This is a genomic window from Arthrobacter sp. UYNi723, assembly GCF_054057635.1.
On the sequence record NZ_JBSRZM010000014.1, the window covers coordinates 76929 to 92780 of the forward strand.

Sequence of the window (15852 nt, forward strand, 5' to 3'; positions counted from 1 at the left end):
AAGCAATAGCGATCTAACTATTCAGGTTTAGCCTATAAAATCTAAATAGTGAGATAGTTATTCAGACTTCCGGAGGATCCATGACCGTTTGGCCCGCACACGGCAGCAAGACCATGCCGTGGAAGTCTTCCGGACGGCCGCCGCGGGAAGACCGAGAATTCACTGAGGTGGTCGTCTCGCTGCCACCCATGATCGCCGCGTGCTGGTTCGATCCGGGCCGGCAGACCATCCTCGCCCTCGAGGAGGCCGCCGTTGCCGTCGCGTCCCTGGACGTCACGGCCGGCACCCGGATGGCCGCCATCAGCGGGTTCCTCCTGCGCAGTGAGGCCGTCTCCTCCTCCAAAATCGAGCACGTCAACGCCAAACGCGACGACTACGCCCGGGCTATGATCGGTCTCAAGTCCAGCAATGACGCACGCTCCATGGTCGCTGCAGCCGATGCCGTACAAGGGATGATCGACGATGCCGGGCACGCCGGGGAGATCCGGCTGGAGGCTATGCTGGGCGCCCATCACACCCTGATGAAAGACGACCCGCTGGACGGTCCACACGCCGGCAGGCTCAGGGGCGTGCAGAACTGGATCGGCGGCAGCGATCATTCACCGCGTGGCGCCATCCACGTCCCGCCCCCGCCGGAGCTCGTGCCGGAGTTGATGGCGGACCTGATGGTCTTCTGCAACCGCCGCGACGTACCCATCATGGCGCAGGCGGCCATCGCGCACGCCCACTTCGAATCCATCCACCCGTTTACCGACGGCAACGGCCGTATCGGGCGGGCCCTGATCGGTGCGATCTCCCGGCGTCGCGGACTCACGAAGAACACGGTCACCCCGATCGCGTCTGCGATGGTCGCCGACGTCGACACGTATTTCAGCCTGGTCAACAACTACCGGTCCGGTGACGCCGACCCGTTCGTGCTCTACCTGGCCCGCTCCGCGGTACGCGCCTCGGATGCGGCCCGGGAATCCGTGGCCGCACTCGATGCCCTGCCGGCCATGTGGCTGGAGCTGGCCAGACCCCGCAAAGGATCCGCGGACGAGAAGATCATCCCGTGGCTGCTGGAGCGGCCCGTGTTCGAGGCCCACAGTGCAGCCCACATAGCCGGCGTCGCCGAAAGCTCCGTCTACCCCGCGCTGGAACGGCTCACCAACGCAGGAATCATCACCCCGATTACGCAGTCAAAGCGCAGCCGCGCCTGGGCGGCGACCGAAGTCCTCGACGAGGTCGACAGGCTCAACCACCGGCTGGCCACCACCGGGAAGACCGGCTGACTATGCGGAGCCCGGCCGGATTCGGGGTTCCATATGGCGCCGGATCCTGTTCCGTTGCTCGTGATGGGCCTTAACGGTGGTGGTCCGCCGGATCTGCAGGGTCCGGGTCTGTTTCGTGGAGGTTTTCCTTGTTCCGGGCTTCCAGTTGGTGGCGTTCGAGTTTTTGTTCGGCGTCCTTGCGCCGTTGCCCGAGTGCCTGCAGCTGTTCTGTGGTCAGGACTTCGTGATGGTGGCTGTGTCCGGTTGTGTTGGCGTAGCCGCGGCCTGGACCGTGGCCGCCCCTGGTGGAGTTGTTCTGATTCATGGGGGAATCGTCTCATGCCGGCCAATGCCGGGACAGCGTCAACTCTGGGCGCCGGAAGGTGCCATTACCGTTCAGATGGATCTTGGCCAACTGGCTCCCGGAACGGCGCCGTCGTCCGTCTGTGTGTGGTTGGTGGATTCGGAATGGGCCGGGCCGGGCGATGGCCTTGGGAAGTGGTGGGCTCAGTCCGGTATTTCCATCTGAAATCCGCAGGCACATTTCAGGACGCGGGTGCGGAGGTAGACGTCCAGAACGGGCTCGGCGGACTGTTCGGTGGTCATCGGGGCATAGATGTTGCGCGTTTCGGAACCGACGGTGTGCATTGGTTCACCGCAATGGATGTATGTTCCGCCGAACTGCAGAATTCCCGAGGTCCTCCCGGGGTCCGGCTTGTTGAGGATGGCGGCGACCTGGGCGACGGTGGCGGGGTGGGCGTAGAGGAAATCGCAGCCCAGACAGGTGTAGGAGACCTCAACCAGGACTTTTTCTGGCAAAAGGCGCGGCCCGCTGGGATCGATGGAATCGATGACCAGGTGCTGGCCGGTGCGGCATCTGGTGCACCAAAGCCGCTGCCCGGAGGGCCGCGAGGAATTGCCGGCCCTGTGGGCATGGGAGATGGTCGACATTGACGGGCTCCTTATCGTGGAGGGCTTCGGCCCGTCTGTTGAGGTGTGTATCCCAGACCCGGGCGAGAGCTGTGTTCCGGACTTCAGGCTAGCCGCGGGCGGAGAACCTGACAAGGAAACCTGTCCGTGCCCTTCATTGGCCGGTAGGCCTGTTGATGCCGCCTGCCGGGCCTGGCCTGGGCAACTCAAGGGGGGCGTTGGCGTCCGGTTCAGGGGAGGGCGGTACTCTTACTGCCGGTAACCTTCTACTTCGTTGGTAGGCCGTGCAAGCGCCTCCCCGGGGTCTGCCTCGGCGTTTTCTTTGGCCTTTCGCTGGCGTAGCAGGTCCCAGCACTGGTCAAGGTCCTGCTCCACGCGCCGCAACCTGACCCTGCGTTCCCTATAGGCCGCATCCGCGTCCTCTGATGCGGGTCCGGGTGCTGCGGATGCGCGGAGTTGGTGTTCCTCATCGACCAGGGCCTGAATACGGTCCAGGATGTCCTGATTATCCATCTCTGCCAGTCCTTGATTCTTTAGGAGGCAACCCTGTGAGGCCGCCTTCAGGGATTCCGGTGCCAGGTGTTTTCTGCCCCCGGACCCGGCGTTGGTTGTCGCCGTCCTGTCTGTGTGGTTCTAGGGCCTGCGGGTCGGATCGGTGGGCGGTGTCAGCGGTCCGGGATCGGGGACTGGGCCTGGATTCGGTTCCGGAGCAGGACTGGGAGGAATGGGGTTTGTGGGGTCGGGGGATTCCGGTGTCGGCCCGGGCTGGGGCGGAAACGGTGTGGGTTCGCGTTGTGGCGGTATGGTCATGGGGTGCTCCTTGGATTGGTCCCGACTACGGGCCGTCCGGATGGCAGATATGTGGGAGAAGGCAGGGAAACGGTGTCCGGATGAAACCGGATGCCTGGTTCCGTAGGAACGATCGGTGCCGGTCGGGGGCGGGCTGCTTTTTCCGGCGGCGGGGACCATCACATCGGGTGGATATTCTCCGCCTGCGGGCCTTTCGGTCCTGGGGTGATGTCGAACTGGACTTTCTGGTTCTCCTCCAGGGAGCGGTAGCCGCTGCTGGCGATTGCGGAGTAGTGGGCGAAAACATCTGCTGAGCCGTCATCGGGGGCGATGAAGCCGAATCCCTTCTCGGCGTTGAACCATTTGACTGTGCCTGTTGCCATCGGTGTGTCCTTCGGTGACTCTGCTTTTCCGCCGGCTCAAGGGCCGGCGCTGCGGAAGGTGTCTTTCGCTGCCCTCAAGCTACGGGCCAGGAACCTGGTCGCGCAAGGGCTAAGGCCGGGCGCACCTCTCACCCGAGCACCGTTCCCGCAGGCCATGGTGATGGCCTCGACCCCAGGTCAGCAAAGGCCCGGATGCGGCGTCAGGGGGCGCTTCGGGATGCCGGATGCTTGCCCCGGCAACGGCTGGGGGTCTAGCCTGAACCGGGAGCACGGTTCCAGCAGAAGGGCCAGAAGCTTCCCTTGCAAAGGAAACAGTCAATGTCGACGATCTCCGATCCGCATCTGTCCGATGGCGCCCGACGGCCGGGCGAAGTGCACCCGCAGTACCGCGGCGGCTCCACCACTGTCCCGTCTATCGCGGTCACCCTGAACCGGTCCGGGCCGCGGCAGAGCTCCGGCGTCCTGCGCTCCGGCGGCGATTACATCCACTGCGGTGAACCGATGCACGCCGCCGGTTCCGGGCTGCGCAGCGTCTACGCGCCGATGACCACAGAGCCGGCGCCGACAGGGCAGACATCCGCACGGGTCCTGGCGGTCTATCTGCGGGCCAGAGTCCTGCGCTGCGGCTGCGGCTTCCAAATGGAAATACCCGAATAACCGTCCGTCCCGAGCAGCGGAGGCAGCCGGCCGACCGGCCCTGTCACCGGCCTTGTCCCGGGAACATGCCGGCCCCGGTCCGCCGCTTTACAGGCGGCCCAAACCAACAGGAGGCAAGCACATGGAAACCGTTGAAGAAACTGTGGATGTGGCCGTTCCGGTCCGTACGGCCTATGACCAGTGGACCCAGTTTGAGTCTTTCCCGGAATTTATGTCCGGTGTTGAATCCGTGACGCAGCTGACCGACACCACCAATCACTGGGTTACCAAAATCGGTGGTGTGCAGCGCGAGTTCGATACCGAGATCATTGATCAGCAGCCCGATGAGCGGATCGCCTGGCGCAGTGTCGATGGTAAATCCCATGCCGGGCTCGTCTCCTTCACCGCGCTGGATCCCGGCAACACCCGGGTCACGGTCCGCTTTGAATGGGCCCCGGAAAACTTCACGGAAAGAGCCGGGGCCGCACTGAACCTTGACGATCTTCAGGTCAAAGCCGACCTGCGCAAATTCAAGAGCTTCATCGAGTCCCGAGGCACGGAAACCGGGGCGTGGCGCGGCGAAGTGGACGACAGTGGACCCACCGGCCAGATCTAGTAGACCAGACATTCTGGAAGCCCGCACTACCCTCTATCAAGGAGATTGCCATGACAACCGCCCGTGAGATCATGACCGGCGGCGCTGAATGCGTCGGTGAAAAGGAAACCCTGGAACAGGCCGCCCGGAAGATGAAAGACCTGGACGTCGGGTCCTTGCCTATCTGCGGCGAGGACAACCGGCTCAAGGGCATGCTGACGGACCGGGACATCGTCATTAAATGCCTGGCCGGGGGAGGGGATCCGCGCACCGCGACCGCGGGGGAGTTCGGTCAGGGCAAGCCGGTGACCATCGGCGCCGATGACTCGATTGAAGAGGCCATCAGAACCATGCAGGAACACCAGGTCCGCCGGCTCCCGGTGATCGACGGCCATGACCTGGTCGGGATGCTCAGCCAGGCCGACATCGCCCGGAGCTACCCCGAAGACCGTGTCGGGGAACTGGTCGAATTCATCTCCTACTGACACCGGACGGAGCCGGCAGTCCCTCCAGGACTCTCCCGGTAGCCGGTCCGGGACCGGACACCGGGAGCGTGGCCGCCCATCCAACCGAGTGCACTGTCCCCTTCCGGGTGCACAGTCCGGCGTTTCTCCAGCTCCGTTTCGAAAGGAACACATCATGGCAATCTGCGATACCTGCGGCAACGACTACGACAAGACGTTCACCATCACCAAAGCTGGCCAGTCCGGGACCTTCGACAGTTTTGAATGCGCCATCCATGCCATGGCACCTGCCTGCTCACACTGTGGCTGCCGGATTCTCGGACACGGAATCGAGGGCCCGGAAGGGATGTACTGCTGCGCCCACTGCGCCCGCCACTCCGGCCAGACAGAGGCAACTGACCGGACATAGAGACGGGGTCGTGGCCGGGGTAACGTCACGCAGGTGGGGATTGGGACAACCTTCCTGCCCCCGCCACGGGCTCCGGCCCGGTTTGTTCCTTTTTCGCGCCGGCAACCCCTATTCCGGTCGAGCTTGTCGGACGGACCGCGGGACTCGATAATTACATCACTGACACCTCATATGTAGGCGTTCCAGGCACAGCCGTCGGCGTCGCTCGCTGCGTGTTTCGGTATCGCCGAGGCGTACTACGACAAGATGCTCCGCAGCCATGGCAGCGACAGAGTCAACGAGCGCGGCGCGCCCTTTGTCACTGGCCTCCTCATGCTCTCATCAGCTCTCGGTGCCCTTCCTGGGAATCGAACGAGAGTACCGCGGCACAAAGAACGTAGGTTCCGGGATCGATATCCTGGCGCGGTTCGGACTCATCAACATAGGCCACGAAGGTCACGACTCCTCCTTCGCAGGCCAACGTCGGCGCCTTCACGGGCGAAGGCGATGGCCGTGGCAGCCCCGATGCCGGAATCCGCTCCCGTTACGATCGCCTTCCGGCCCTCCAGCCGGCCCGTTCCCCGGTATCTGTTCTCGCCCAGATCGGCTTTGGGCTGAGTGCATCCACTCAGCTGCCCGTCTGTTCGGGATTCTCCCGGGCTCGTTTCTCGTTCGGTGTTTCGGTGTCCGGTGGAACAAAATCGGGGTCAATCTTAGTGCCAGGCTCACCCGAGAAGGACTCTTTGGCTTCCTTTTCCACAGGCACAGTCTCGTCCTTGTCTGGAATCTCAGTCATAGGGCCAAGCTAGTGCCCGTGGCCCGCGCAGTCGAGGGTCCCTCCAAACTGTCCGGGCTGCGTCGCCGGCACGGCCCCGGAAACTGGCGGACAGGTGATGCCAGGTCGCTCGCTCACGGCAGCAGCGCTGCAATGCAGACACCATCACGACTGTCACCATACTGACTGCTTCGCGCACTCTTCCCTAGGTCTTTTGCCGGTTGACGAGTCCCGGATAGGCAATCCAACAATTCCGGTGGTGGTCGTGAATGTTCAAGACGCAGAATCAGCGCCCCTGATTTGGCTCGGTTGTATGGATTTCGTGATTCCCGGGCGATACCGTCAGAGATGGCTGCGGTGCCGGACGGGAGGCGATGGTGAATGGCTGGATCGAAGAATACCGGCAGGAGCTGCGGGGTGCTGTTTGACGTGGACGGGACGCTGATTGGTTCCAGCTACATTCACACCCTTTGCTGGTGGCAGGCGTTTCGGCAGGCCGGCTACGACGTGCCGATGGCTTCCATCCACCGGTCCGTGGGCATGGGAGGCGACCGGCTGATTTCGCATCTGCTCCCCGATGACCGGGACAGAGCCGGCGATGAGGCGATGAAGGCCGTGCACGGTGCCCTGTTCTCCGCACACTGGCCCGGATTGCGTCCCTTCGAAGCCGCCAGCGAACTTCTTGCCGCCGCATGTGAGGGCGATGGTGCCGATGTCCAGCTTCGCGGCAGGCCCGCCTTCCGCCGGCCGCCCCACGGTTCTCGACCGCCGAACATCCAGCACCAATTTGTAAGCCTGCTTAGCAATTTCTATCTTGGACAGGTGCGGTCCAGGAAACGCGGCAACCGCAAAGCCGCAGGGTACGGATCCTTGACGGATCTAGCAGTTGGAGCGCCGGATCCGGGGCAGCCTGAACGACGACACAACCAGCAAAGGACAGTGATATGAGTACGTACCATTCGGAAGATGATCCGGCGAATCCTGATCAGCCGAAGAGCGTGAACTCCCGCGGCGAGGTATCCGGAACCGCGGAACACCACGGAACTCAAGAGGGCAACCGTGCCGTTAAGGACTCGGCGAGCTCCGCGAATCCCGATCCATTGGAGGGAAACATCACTGGCCTGGAGCCGGGTGGTGGCGTGCCGCCCGGCGAGACTCCTCCGGCGGAAGACCAGATGAGCGGGGATCAGGGGCACAACGAATAGGTGCCGGGGGCGGAAGCCCGTACCGGCGTGCGGACCCAAAGCATGGGAGTGTCTGTTATGGCTGAGCGGCTGGTTGCCGATTTGATGGTGGAACGCCTCAGGTCGTGGGGTGTTGAGAGGGTTTTCGGCTACAGCGGAGATGGCATCAACGGATTCATGGGTGCGCTTCGCCGGGCCGGAGGCGACGTCGAGTTTGTGCAGGCCCGGCATGAAGAGGCTGCCGCGTTCATGGCCGTGGGCCACGCCAAATACACGGGCCGGGTGGGTGTTGTCACGTCAACGCAGGGTCCGGGCGCCGTGCATCTCCTCAACGGTCTCTACGATGCGAAGCTGGACAGCGTTCCCGTGGTGGCCATCATCGGGCAGCAGAGCCGCAGCGTGTTGGGGTCGGGCTACATGCAGGAGATCGAGCTGCTGACGCTGTTCAAGGACGTGGCTGCGCAGTTCGCTCAGATGGTCAGCACACCGGAGCAGCTTCCCATGGTGCTTGACCGGGCATTCCGTACCGCCCTGGAGACTCGCTCGCCGTGCGTTGTCATCGTCCCGCACGACATCCAGAAGGCGCCCGCGCCGGATCTTGAACAGGAGCACGGGATCATCATCACTTCTCCCCAGTGGCGCCCGGCGCGCGTGCTGCCCCAGGAGGAGGACCTGGCTGCGGCGGCGGATGTGCTGAACGCGGGCAGCAAGGCGGCGCTTCTGGTAGGCCAGGGGGCCAAGTCAGCCCAGGCCGAAGTGGTGGCCATCGCGGAGCAACTCGGCGCAGGCATCACCACGAGCCTGCTGGGCAAACCCTATGTTGATGAGACACTGCCCTTCGCCGTGGGAACCATGGGCCACTTGGGCTCCACGGCCAGTGCCCACCTGATGGGCAGCTGCGACACGTTGCTGATCGTCGGTTCAAACGATCCCTGGACGGAGTTTTATCCGCCTCCGGGCGCGGCCCGTGCGGTCCAGATCGACGTCGACGGGCGCAAGATCGGCAACCGGTACCCGGTGGAAGTGGGCCTGGTGGGCGACGCCGCGGAAACCCTCCGGGAGCTGATGTCCAGAATCGGCTCACGGTCGCCGGACCAGCCCCGGGACCGGTCCCGGGAACCATGGCGGGCAGAGATTGAACGCCAGGTGCGGGGCTGGCATGCGCTGGCTGAGAAGCGTTCGCGGGTGCCGGCACATCCGGTGAATCCTGAACTCGTGGTGCGTGAACTCAACGGCAGGCTCCCGGCCAACGCACAGCTGAGCATCGACGTCGGCAGTTGCGTTTATTGGTACGCCCGGCAGCTGATTCTTCCGCCGGGAGTCCCCGCCCATGTCTCCGGAACGCTGGCCAGCATGGGCTGCTCCATTCCGTACGGCATTGCCGCCAAACTGGCCAGGCCGGACCGTCCGATGGTGGTGCTGACCGGTGACGGTGCCATGCAGATGGCAGGCATTGCCGAACTCATCACGGTGGCGCACCGCTGGCGGCAGTGGGCCGATCCGCGCTTCGTGGTGTGCGTCCTGAACAACCGGGAACTGGCAGAAGTCACCTGGGAACAGCGGGAGACCGAGTCGGAGCCGCGCTTCCCGGACAGCCAGGAACTCCCCGACTTTCCCTATGCCGGCTACGCCGAACTCCTGGGCCTGGCGGGCATCCGTGTGGACGACCCGCACCAGCTGGCCGATGCCTGGGACCGCGCTTTCGCAGCTGACCGTCCCGTGGTGCTGGAAGTCCTGACTGACCCTGACGTCCCGCTGCTGCCGCCGTTCCCGGCCGGGGCCGAGAAACTCGACGGCATGAGGACCGCGCTGGCAGAGGAAGGCGGTGCCGGGGCAGGAGCCGCCGGGCTCCTCGACACCTACGCAGCCCAGGAGGAACCCGGCGGAGACTGAACGCAGTCGGCGGGTGGTCGGGGCAAGCGCCTTTCCGCGCCTTGCGTAGTCTCGTCGCCCCTGAGGCGTGTCCCGCCACGGACTGTGCTGTCCCCGCTCCGCGTTGCCGCAGCAGAAGATCACTGGGGCCCGGACAGGGCATGGTTTAGTTGGAGCGCCACGAACTCCGGGGAAGTAGTCATCGTCGCCAGGGCCGGACGGACGGTCCACCTGTCTGGCGCTCGGCAAGGAAGCACTGGGGGGTGACCGGGGAGAGCCGTTCACTCCGCGGCCTGATGTGGTGTTCGCAGAGATCAGGTCCGTGACCGATGAGTTATTCTTCCCAGTCCTGCAGTCAGTCGCCGTGCCTGGAGGCCCGCGGCAGCAGCTGGATGGTTTCCGGCCTCGATTCCTGCCTGCTGGAGTTGCCGTCTTTCGGCTAAGTACTCCGTGATGTGGTGTCGTCGGTGGGCCGTAAGGATCGTGGAAATCGTCCGGAGCCGGGCGATCTCTGTAGGTCAAGCCGCGCCCTGCCCGTCCGCTCTATACGGCGAGGCGGTGTGAAGATCGGCAGGACGTCTGATCTGCCCACGATCCCTTCCAACGTTTCCTGATCGGTAGAGCCACAGTACAAAGCTGCGTCCGCGGATTAACCCATGCCCTCAGCCTCTGAGCCGGCACTGCCCTCGGCGCCGTGTCGGTGTCGGCGCCGTGTCGGTGTCGCGGACGATTGGACGATTGGACGCTGTCGGGGCGCACCGTTCCCGGATTCCTGTTCGTCGGCGATGTCTCCCTTGATCCAGGTCGCCACCACGCTGACTGAGCCATCCGCCTCCCGATCGGTCACGATTTCAATCTCTTCAGCCGCGGCCCCCATATCCAGCAGCTCATTCCGGTATGAAGCCACGGTCGCCGAAAGGCTCTCGTCCGTCCACTCCCCAGGACGGATTCTGGTTGATATCTCCACCGGGTCGGGCTGATAAAGCGTCATGTCCTGCCTCCTGCGAAGTGTCCCGCCGCGTGTTCCACCGTTACGGCCATTTCGGTCGTTCCTTCCGGCGCCTCAGGCACCACGCTAGAACGTACCGGCGCGTCAGGCAAGGACGAGACCGGACATGGCAATTCGCAGGCCGCGGCGGCGGGCAGGGGCCTGCAGGCAGGAACGGGCAGCTCAATGGCCGGTGATATGACCTTCGACAGCGAATCGCTTCCGGTATGGGCGCTGGCCAGGACCGGCAAAGCTTCTGAGGATATCAGCGAGGAATAATGTTCGAATTCGCTGTCCCTTCCGTTTGGACCGTGAGGAGCGGGTCAGAGCCACGGCCGGTTGCACGCGCGCTCTCGGCCGAACCCGCCTGAGCCTGCCGCCACTGCCGCTGCCAGCACTGCCGCGAAGACCCTGCGGTGGCCGCGGCAAGGACGGCAAGCAGCCCGTTCGGGCCTACCTTTGCCAGGAATGCCACCACTGGCACCTGACGTCCAAGAAGCTCACCAGCAAAGTTCCTGTCTGGGAGCGGCGGCTTTCGTTGACGGGCAGGGCTGATCCCGCCGGACAGGCAGGCCCGCAGATAGGATGGGTCGGTGTCCGACGAACCCAAGAATCGCCGCTTCCTGACCATTGACCAGGCCGCCGAAGAACTGAACGTCTCAGTGGCCCAGATCCGGTCCCTGCTGAAGACCGGTGAGCTGCGCGGGATCCAGGTCGGCGGTCGCGGCCTTTGGCGCATTGGGGTCAACGACGTCGAAGACTTCATCACCGAGGCGTACCGCCGCACCGCCGAACGCATCGCCGCGGGCGAGCTCACAGACGACGGGGAACCGGACGGGGAGTAAGTGCGAAGGGTCCGGGCCGGCCGCGCGCAGCCTTGTACCCGGTCCGGAACCCGGGTTCCGGACCGGACGTCCGCCATGTCGTCAAAGGCAAGGTAGTCGCCGTGGGCCGGCTGCCGCGCTGCGTCAGCCGGTGACTAGGAGCATCTCAGCAAAGGATCCCTTGCTGAGACGAAGGGCGGCCGCTCTGGGCCAGCTTCGAACGTGATCGCCTGTGATTCTCAGCGATAAGTGGCGGTATTATCGCAGCGATAAGTGACGCTCCCTGCTGGGTCGTGACTGCCTCGAGTGCTCCAACCCATGGGTTGTGGGAACAACACTTTGGTCACCCGGCCATTTGTCGTTGCGATATCCCGGGCCAGAGAGCGCTGCGATCACACCTACGATGTCTGCTGGCCGCCAGTCGAGGGAAATTCATGGAGCGTGGCGGCGACGTCTCTGACGGCGGCCGGGTCGTCCGCCCAGGAACGGCCCGACCGGGTCAAAGCGTAGAAGTCCGTCACCTTGGAGGCTTTGGCCGCCTCGGTGAGCTCGGCCCAGGCAGCCTGAAGGTCCTCCAAGAGTTCCGGTGATAAGGAATCGTCAAGGACAACGGCAGCCGCAGAAAATCAACCGCGGGTGCCGCTTTTCGCTGAAAGAGACCCCCTGAAGCCCATTCCTGTGGTCCAATCTGACGGCAGGGTGTCAATGAACCAGAGATTCAATGCCCTGTCCCAGTGCTGACCGTTCGCAGAACCGGGCCCCACCTGGCCTTGGTGACGGCTCTTTCGTCATTCACGGGCACGGATAGGCGCCGTTTTTACGAAGGCACAAAGCCCTTCCTCACCGGCTAACTGGGGAAGCCTGTTCAATTGAGGACCATGACCACAGGGGATGGTTCTTACCAGGACATAGGCGAATTCCTAGGGGAACAGGAGCCGCTCCGAATTCGTTACACACGGGACGACACTACGGATCGGGGAACGGGTCATGGCTACTGATTATGATGAACTACGCACTGATGTTAAGGAATCACAGGATAAATCTCTGGAGGCCTTGCAGTCAGCGAACGCCCCGGACGCGCTCAGCGTTGTGCGTGAATTGGACACACCCGATGACGCTGATGGCCTAGGCGTTCCGGGTGGAGAAATTGTTGCTGAGGAACTGATCGTCCAAGTTGTCCCCCAGGCAGCGGACGAGTTTATCTGCCACTCCTGCTTCCTGGTCAGGCATCGCTCGCAAATGGTTCGGGAACGGGATGGCCAGGGATATTGCCTGGAATGTGAAGGTTAATGTCCGCAGGGCCTCCCAACCATAAAAGAAGCCCTTTAGAAATATGAGGTCTACCAGAGCCCGCCGGGTGACTACGCGGCTCAGGGCTGGAAGCCGCGGCGCGGGCACTGACTGAGATCCACGGTGGCGGACCGGGTGCCGTTTTCGGGGCATTTCAGGAAGGTGTGCTGCACTTCCTATGCTCGGGCCAGCCCAGCACTTGCACTGTCCAGGGCCATGGCTCGGCTCGGATCCAGGGTGCGTTGACGTCTTCGGCGTCGTTGTTTGGATAGCCAGGCGCCCAGGCGGCGTTCTTCTTCGGCGTCTGCGTTCCGGTGTCGGGGCCAGTCGGGGCCAGTCGTGGCCGGCCGCGCGGTGGGCTGCGAGCTCGGTCAGGAAGTGCTGCCATTGGGCTTCGTCAGTCGATACGTCTTGTGCCCCGCCAGCGGGGGATGGTGTTGTCGAGTCCTTCACGGATCTCCGTGTGGATGGTGCCGTCGGTGTCTTCCCGTCGGCGCCGGTGGAGCCATTGGGCGAGGCTGCGCCCTTTGTGGTCCGGTTTTTGTGGACGGGTAAGCACCTGTTTCATGGATCCTGGTGATGAGTTCCTGCATGATCTTCAGGGAGTGCGGCGACGGGCGAGGGCTGGGGTTGGCCTTGGCCTGGTGTGTTGCCAGTAGGTGGGGGTCGGCGGTTTTGGCCGTCTTTGGTGATGGTGAACGTCTTGTCGTAGTCGTTGCCGCAGGTATCGCAGATTGCCATGATGTCGTTCCTTTCGAAACGGAGCTGGCGAAACGCCGGACAGTGAGCATTGAAGGGGTCGGCGGGCACCTATCTGTGTGAAACGTCGCCAGGGATTGCCGGCACTGAGGCATACCCCGTGGCGGCACGGACTCCGTGCAGCGCGCGGCCGTGTGCCCGGGGCTGGAGCTGACAGCTTCCTTGTGTCCGGTGACGGGACGGCCGCTCGGTCCGGTGTTAGTACGAGATGAATTCGACCAGTTCCCCGACCCGATCCTCGGGATAGTTCCGGGCGATATCGGCCTGGCTGAGCATTCCGACCAGGTCATGGCCGTCAATGACCGGGAGCCGGCGGACCTGGTGCTCCTGCATCGTTTTGATGGCTTCGTCGGTCGAATCATCGGCACCGATGGTCACAGGTTTGCCTTGGCCGAATTCCCCCGCCGTAGCGGTGCGGGGTCCCCGCCTTCGGCGAGGCATTTGATGACGATGTCCCGGTCGGTCAGCATGCCCTTGAGCCGGTTGTCCTCCCCGCAGATGGGCAGGGACCCGACGTCCAGGTCCTTCATGCAGCCCGGTCGTCTCTTGCCAGGCTTGGATGCGGGCGGCCGCCGATTGCGGATTCCAGGGCCGGTTGCCCGTGCGGGGGGCAAGGCAGCGGGCCGTGGGCATGACCGCCTGGACCGTGGACCTTTGCTGGTTGATCGCGGCGGCGAGTTCGCAGCAAGGGGCGACGCGCCGGGCCGCCCTAGCCACGGAGTGGCCGTGGGCTTAGATTACAGGGAAGCGCATCCGGATCATTGCCCGGAAGCAGCGGTGAATTCTCGTCCCGGAGGAGATCATGGTTCCCACACCGAAACAGCCCTTGACCGATGACAGCATCAAGGTACGTCAGGTAAGTCATTATCAGTTCAGTTGGGTGGCCGGAGAACCAGGTCAATCCGGCACATGGACGCTCCAACTGGTCCTGGACCAAGGGGCCTGGGAAGAGGTGCTCACCCTAGAGGCGCAGGACGTGGAAAGCCTTCAGGATTTGCTGTCAGCGTCTGAAAGCGTCTTTTACGACGTTCCCAGAAAGACTCTGATGTTCGGAACGACCAGTATCGGAACGACCAGTACAGGGCCCCGCTGACCGTTCTTTGGGCACAGCAGCGATCCGCGACGCTATCAGGCTGACCTCGCGGGGCGAGGGTTTTGAGTTGGCGGACGCTCGGCTGTCGGGCCTGTTCGGGGCTTGAGGACCAATGCTCGGGAAAGTCACGCTAAGCCGGTGGGGCCAGGTAACAGGGGTTCTGGTCGGCACCGCTGTTACGCCGAGTCACGGCGTTGGGGTGGGGCGTCGTCCGATGCTTGTTTTGTTGAGGTGGCCGTAGATCGTGGAGCGCGGGACCTGAAGCAGATCGGCGATGCGCTGAACGGTGTGGTCCCCGGCGTCGTAGAGCTGTTGGGCGTGGTGGGCCTGGTCGGGGGTGAGCTTGGGGCGTCTTCCTCCGGTTCGTCCGCGGGCGCGGGCGGCCGTGAGGCCGTCGCGGGTGTTGGCGATGATGAGTTCTCGTTGGAGTTCGGCGAGGACGGAGAGCATCCCGAACATTGCCCGCCCTTCCGCGGTCGTGGTGTCAATGCCTTGCTCGAGGACACGCAATCCCACACCACGTTCCCGGAGATCTGCGCCGAGGGTGACGAGGTGGAGTACCGATCGGCCGAGTCTGTCGAGGCGGGTGATGACGAGCTGGTCACCGGCCCGGTTGGCGGAGGCGAGGGCCTTGTCGAGCTCGGGCCTGCTGGCTTTGGCACCGCTGGCGTGGTCGAGGTAAATGTTTGCCGGGTCGACGCCGGCGCGGGCGAGGGCGTCCGTTTGGTGGTCGGGGTTTTGGTCGGCGGTGGAGACGCGCGCATATCCGATCAACATGTGTCGATAATACCCGCACCGCATGGTTTGCCGACGTTGATTTCCGGCGCGGGTTTTCGACATGGATTTCGCGGCGTGTCGCCGGCAGGGTCGGGGTGTCGGTAGATGATCGTTTTCCGACACCCCTTAATGCCCGGTTTCGTTCCGTTGCCTCTCAGGCTCTTCTTACTCCTCGATTGCTGTCGCGGTGGTCGGGATCGCGCAGAGTGCGCCGGCCGCCGGCGAGGTCCGGAAGTTGGAAGGAGTAGTGACCGGGGACGTTGATGTGCCGCCGCGCGTACGCCGACAGGCGGACGACATCGGCGTCGAGTACCGGGTAGCCCTGTTCCCGCAGCGCGGTCAGGGCGTGGTCAAGGTAGACCGTGTTCCACAACGTCACACAATTCAAGACAAGGCCCAGGGCGCCGAGTTGGTCTTCCTGCCCGTCACGGTACGCCTGGTGGAGCGTGCCCTCGCGGCCGTGGAAGTTGTGCCTGGCCAGGGCGTGGCGGCCCTCCTGGAGGTTGCGCATCGCTTTCATCTCCCGGCGGTAGGCCGGGTCATCGACGAAGGTGAGGACGTACACACGCAGCCCGTCTCGGTGAGGAATTTCAGGAACAACCAACGGTTCTTCAGGCCCGGGAGGCGCCTCGGGGACGGCCGGTATGTATTAGGTGCCGGAGGGAAGCGCATCGGCGAGGCTGCGGCGATCGCGCAGCTAACTGCGTCCTGAACTCTACGAGATTGCAGTCCGTGACGAGGATCCTTCGACGTTCTTTCTGTCCCTGCATGGTTGCTCTTCTGATTAGGGATGGGCAGGATAGGAAGATATGTAGCACAACTACGAATTTTTGCCATTTTTGCGATCGATACCAT

Annotated in this window: 21 protein-coding genes and 3 pseudogenes; 11 read left to right on the forward strand and 13 right to left on the reverse strand. The window is 63.7% G+C overall.

The features are described from left to right. The first annotated feature begins 80 nt into the window (after window positions 1-80). The gene (locus ACVWY0_RS12465) at window positions 81-1271 is read left to right on the forward strand and encodes a Fic family protein (protein ID WP_485836975.1); all 1191 of its coding nucleotides are present in this window, start codon (window positions 81-83) and stop codon (window positions 1269-1271) included. Window positions 1272-1341: 70 nt separating this feature from the next. On the opposite strand, the gene ACVWY0_RS12470 is transcribed toward ACVWY0_RS12465, so the two are convergent. From ACVWY0_RS12470 to ACVWY0_RS12485, 4 genes are all read right to left on the reverse strand, one after another. Next, window positions 1342-1575, reverse strand: a complete 234-nt coding sequence (locus tag ACVWY0_RS12470; RefSeq protein WP_485836976.1) for a hypothetical protein — start codon at window positions 1573-1575, stop codon at window positions 1342-1344. A 182-nt stretch (window positions 1576-1757) separates the two neighbouring features. Further along, on the reverse strand, window positions 1758-2201 hold the full coding sequence (locus ACVWY0_RS12475) for a hypothetical protein (RefSeq protein ID WP_485836977.1): 444 nt from the start codon (window positions 2199-2201) through the stop codon (window positions 1758-1760). A 228-nt stretch (window positions 2202-2429) separates the two neighbouring features. Next, the gene (locus ACVWY0_RS12480) at window positions 2430-2693 is read right to left on the reverse strand and encodes a DUF2630 family protein (RefSeq protein ID WP_485836978.1); all 264 of its coding nucleotides are present in this window, start codon (window positions 2691-2693) and stop codon (window positions 2430-2432) included. Between the two features lie 455 nt (window positions 2694-3148). Further along, window positions 3149-3352 (reverse strand): cold-shock protein, encoded by a 204-nt coding sequence (locus ACVWY0_RS12485; protein ID WP_326968500.1) that lies wholly within the window; start codon window positions 3350-3352, stop codon window positions 3149-3151. A gap of 318 nt (window positions 3353-3670) precedes the next feature. Between ACVWY0_RS12485 and ACVWY0_RS12490 the strand changes: the two genes are divergently transcribed. The 4 genes from ACVWY0_RS12490 to ACVWY0_RS12505 all read left to right on the forward strand — a co-directional run bounded on the left by ACVWY0_RS12490 (window position 3671) and on the right by ACVWY0_RS12505 (window position 5456). Beyond that, window positions 3671-4009, forward strand: coding sequence for a hypothetical protein (locus tag ACVWY0_RS12490; RefSeq protein ID WP_485836979.1), 339 nt, complete (start codon window positions 3671-3673; stop codon window positions 4007-4009). Window positions 4010-4130: 121 nt separating this feature from the next. Beyond that, the gene (locus tag ACVWY0_RS12495) at window positions 4131-4604 is read left to right on the forward strand and encodes an SRPBCC family protein (RefSeq protein WP_485836980.1); all 474 of its coding nucleotides are present in this window, start codon (window positions 4131-4133) and stop codon (window positions 4602-4604) included. Between the two features lie 50 nt (window positions 4605-4654). Continuing rightward, on the forward strand, window positions 4655-5068 hold the full coding sequence (locus tag ACVWY0_RS12500) for a CBS domain-containing protein (protein WP_485836981.1): 414 nt from the start codon (window positions 4655-4657) through the stop codon (window positions 5066-5068). A 154-nt stretch (window positions 5069-5222) separates the two neighbouring features. Beyond that, entirely contained in the window at window positions 5223-5456 is a 234-nt protein-coding gene (locus ACVWY0_RS12505; protein WP_485836982.1) for a hypothetical protein, read from the forward strand. 452 nt (window positions 5457-5908) lie between these two features. Here the strand turns inward: ACVWY0_RS12505 and ACVWY0_RS12510 are convergent. Continuing rightward, a pseudogene (locus ACVWY0_RS12510) lies at window positions 5909-6052 on the reverse strand (NAD(P)-dependent dehydrogenase); the annotation flags it as partial. 11 nt (window positions 6053-6063) lie between these two features. Then, on the reverse strand, window positions 6064-6231 hold the full coding sequence (locus tag ACVWY0_RS12515) for a hypothetical protein (protein ID WP_485836983.1): 168 nt from the start codon (window positions 6229-6231) through the stop codon (window positions 6064-6066). Between the two features lie 396 nt (window positions 6232-6627). Here ACVWY0_RS12515 and ACVWY0_RS12520 point away from each other — a divergent pair, with 396 nt between their 5' ends. Genes ACVWY0_RS12520 through ACVWY0_RS12530 form a run of 3 tightly spaced genes read left to right on the forward strand, consistent with a single transcriptional unit; the run spans window position 6628 to window position 9287 of the window. Beyond that, window positions 6628-7158, forward strand: coding sequence for an HAD family hydrolase (locus tag ACVWY0_RS12520; RefSeq protein WP_485836984.1), 531 nt, complete (start codon window positions 6628-6630; stop codon window positions 7156-7158). Continuing rightward, window positions 7155-7415 carry a DUF6480 family protein gene (locus ACVWY0_RS12525; protein ID WP_485836985.1) on the forward strand — a complete coding sequence of 87 codons (261 nt, stop codon included), beginning with the start codon at window positions 7155-7157 and terminating at the stop codon, window positions 7413-7415. The genes ACVWY0_RS12520 and ACVWY0_RS12525 overlap by 4 nt, the downstream gene beginning before the upstream one ends. A gap of 57 nt (window positions 7416-7472) precedes the next feature. Continuing rightward, on the forward strand, window positions 7473-9287 hold the full coding sequence (locus tag ACVWY0_RS12530; RefSeq protein WP_485836986.1) for a thiamine pyrophosphate-requiring protein: 1815 nt from the start codon (window positions 7473-7475) through the stop codon (window positions 9285-9287). 628 nt (window positions 9288-9915) lie between these two features. Here the strand turns inward: ACVWY0_RS12530 and ACVWY0_RS12535 are convergent. Further along, window positions 9916-10257, reverse strand: a complete 342-nt coding sequence (locus ACVWY0_RS12535) for a hypothetical protein (protein ID WP_485836987.1) — start codon at window positions 10255-10257, stop codon at window positions 9916-9918. Window positions 10258-10847: 590 nt separating this feature from the next. On the opposite strand from ACVWY0_RS12535, the gene ACVWY0_RS12540 reads away from it, so the two are divergent. Beyond that, window positions 10848-11099: a helix-turn-helix domain-containing protein gene (locus tag ACVWY0_RS12540; RefSeq protein WP_485836988.1), complete on the forward strand. Its 252-nt coding sequence runs from the start codon at window positions 10848-10850 to the stop codon at window positions 11097-11099. Window positions 11100-11476: 377 nt separating this feature from the next. On the opposite strand, the gene ACVWY0_RS12545 is transcribed toward ACVWY0_RS12540, so the two are convergent. After that, a complete protein-coding gene (locus ACVWY0_RS12545; RefSeq protein WP_485836989.1) occupies window positions 11477-11656 on the reverse strand; it encodes a hypothetical protein in 180 nt (59 codons plus the stop codon). A 409-nt stretch (window positions 11657-12065) separates the two neighbouring features. Between ACVWY0_RS12545 and ACVWY0_RS12550 the strand changes: the two genes are divergently transcribed. Next, window positions 12066-12368: a DUF4193 domain-containing protein gene (locus ACVWY0_RS12550; RefSeq protein ID WP_485836990.1), complete on the forward strand. Its 303-nt coding sequence runs from the start codon at window positions 12066-12068 to the stop codon at window positions 12366-12368. Between the two features lie 176 nt (window positions 12369-12544). On the opposite strand, the pseudogene ACVWY0_RS12555 reads toward ACVWY0_RS12550, so the two are convergent. The 3 genes and pseudogenes from ACVWY0_RS12555 to ACVWY0_RS12565 all read right to left on the reverse strand — a co-directional run. Next, window positions 12545-12664: pseudogene (locus ACVWY0_RS12555) on the reverse strand (hypothetical protein); the annotation flags it as partial. A 101-nt stretch (window positions 12665-12765) separates the two neighbouring features. Then, window positions 12766-12936: a hypothetical protein gene (locus tag ACVWY0_RS12560; protein ID WP_485836991.1), complete on the reverse strand. Its 171-nt coding sequence runs from the start codon at window positions 12934-12936 to the stop codon at window positions 12766-12768. Between the two features lie 389 nt (window positions 12937-13325). Then, window positions 13326-13657, reverse strand: a pseudogene (locus ACVWY0_RS12565) (CBS domain-containing protein); the annotation flags it as partial. A 272-nt stretch (window positions 13658-13929) separates the two neighbouring features. Between ACVWY0_RS12565 and ACVWY0_RS12570 the strand changes: the two are divergent. After that, complete coding sequence (locus ACVWY0_RS12570; protein WP_485836992.1) at window positions 13930-14220, forward strand: hypothetical protein; 291 nt, start codon at window positions 13930-13932, stop codon at window positions 14218-14220. Between the two features lie 186 nt (window positions 14221-14406). On the opposite strand, the gene ACVWY0_RS12575 is transcribed toward ACVWY0_RS12570, so the two are convergent. Both ACVWY0_RS12575 and ACVWY0_RS12580 read right to left on the reverse strand, forming a co-directional pair. Next, the gene (locus tag ACVWY0_RS12575) at window positions 14407-14997 is read right to left on the reverse strand and encodes a recombinase family protein (protein WP_485836993.1); all 591 of its coding nucleotides are present in this window, start codon (window positions 14995-14997) and stop codon (window positions 14407-14409) included. Window positions 14998-15151: 154 nt separating this feature from the next. Continuing rightward, window positions 15152-15562 (reverse strand): Tn3 family transposase, encoded by a 411-nt coding sequence (locus ACVWY0_RS12580; RefSeq protein WP_485836994.1) that lies wholly within the window; start codon window positions 15560-15562, stop codon window positions 15152-15154. Window positions 15563-15852: the final 290 nt, after the last annotated feature.

Bases quoted from the DNA above. Each gene is read 5' to 3' on its own strand.
- ACVWY0_RS12465 (WP_485836975.1), top strand. From the start codon at position 81: ATGACCGTTTGGCCCGCACACGGCAGCAAGACCATGCCGTGGAAGTCT.
- ACVWY0_RS12470 (WP_485836976.1), bottom strand. From the start codon at position 1,575: ATGAATCAGAACAACTCCACCAGGGGCGGCCACGGTCCAGGCCGCGGC.
- ACVWY0_RS12475 (WP_485836977.1), bottom strand. From the start codon at position 2,201: ATGTCGACCATCTCCCATGCCCACAGGGCCGGCAATTCCTCGCGGCCC.
- ACVWY0_RS12480 (WP_485836978.1), bottom strand. From the start codon at position 2,693: ATGGATAATCAGGACATCCTGGACCGTATTCAGGCCCTGGTCGATGAG.
- ACVWY0_RS12485 (WP_326968500.1), bottom strand. From the start codon at position 3,352: ATGGCAACAGGCACAGTCAAATGGTTCAACGCCGAGAAGGGATTCGGC.
- ACVWY0_RS12490 (WP_485836979.1), top strand. From the start codon at position 3,671: ATGTCGACGATCTCCGATCCGCATCTGTCCGATGGCGCCCGACGGCCG.
- ACVWY0_RS12495 (WP_485836980.1), top strand. From the start codon at position 4,131: ATGGAAACCGTTGAAGAAACTGTGGATGTGGCCGTTCCGGTCCGTACG.
- ACVWY0_RS12500 (WP_485836981.1), top strand. From the start codon at position 4,655: ATGACAACCGCCCGTGAGATCATGACCGGCGGCGCTGAATGCGTCGGT.
- ACVWY0_RS12505 (WP_485836982.1), top strand. From the start codon at position 5,223: ATGGCAATCTGCGATACCTGCGGCAACGACTACGACAAGACGTTCACC.
- ACVWY0_RS12515 (WP_485836983.1), bottom strand. From the start codon at position 6,231: ATGACTGAGATTCCAGACAAGGACGAGACTGTGCCTGTGGAAAAGGAA.
- ACVWY0_RS12525 (WP_485836985.1), top strand. From the start codon at position 7,155: ATGAGTACGTACCATTCGGAAGATGATCCGGCGAATCCTGATCAGCCG.
- ACVWY0_RS12530 (WP_485836986.1), top strand. From the start codon at position 7,473: ATGGCTGAGCGGCTGGTTGCCGATTTGATGGTGGAACGCCTCAGGTCG.
- ACVWY0_RS12535 (WP_485836987.1), bottom strand. From the start codon at position 10,257: ATGACGCTTTATCAGCCCGACCCGGTGGAGATATCAACCAGAATCCGT.
- ACVWY0_RS12550 (WP_485836990.1), top strand. From the start codon at position 12,066: ATGGCTACTGATTATGATGAACTACGCACTGATGTTAAGGAATCACAG.
- ACVWY0_RS12560 (WP_485836991.1), bottom strand. From the start codon at position 12,936: ATGAAACAGGTGCTTACCCGTCCACAAAAACCGGACCACAAAGGGCGC.
- ACVWY0_RS12570 (WP_485836992.1), top strand. From the start codon at position 13,930: ATGGTTCCCACACCGAAACAGCCCTTGACCGATGACAGCATCAAGGTA.
- ACVWY0_RS12575 (WP_485836993.1), bottom strand. From the start codon at position 14,997: ATGTTGATCGGATATGCGCGCGTCTCCACCGCCGACCAAAACCCCGAC.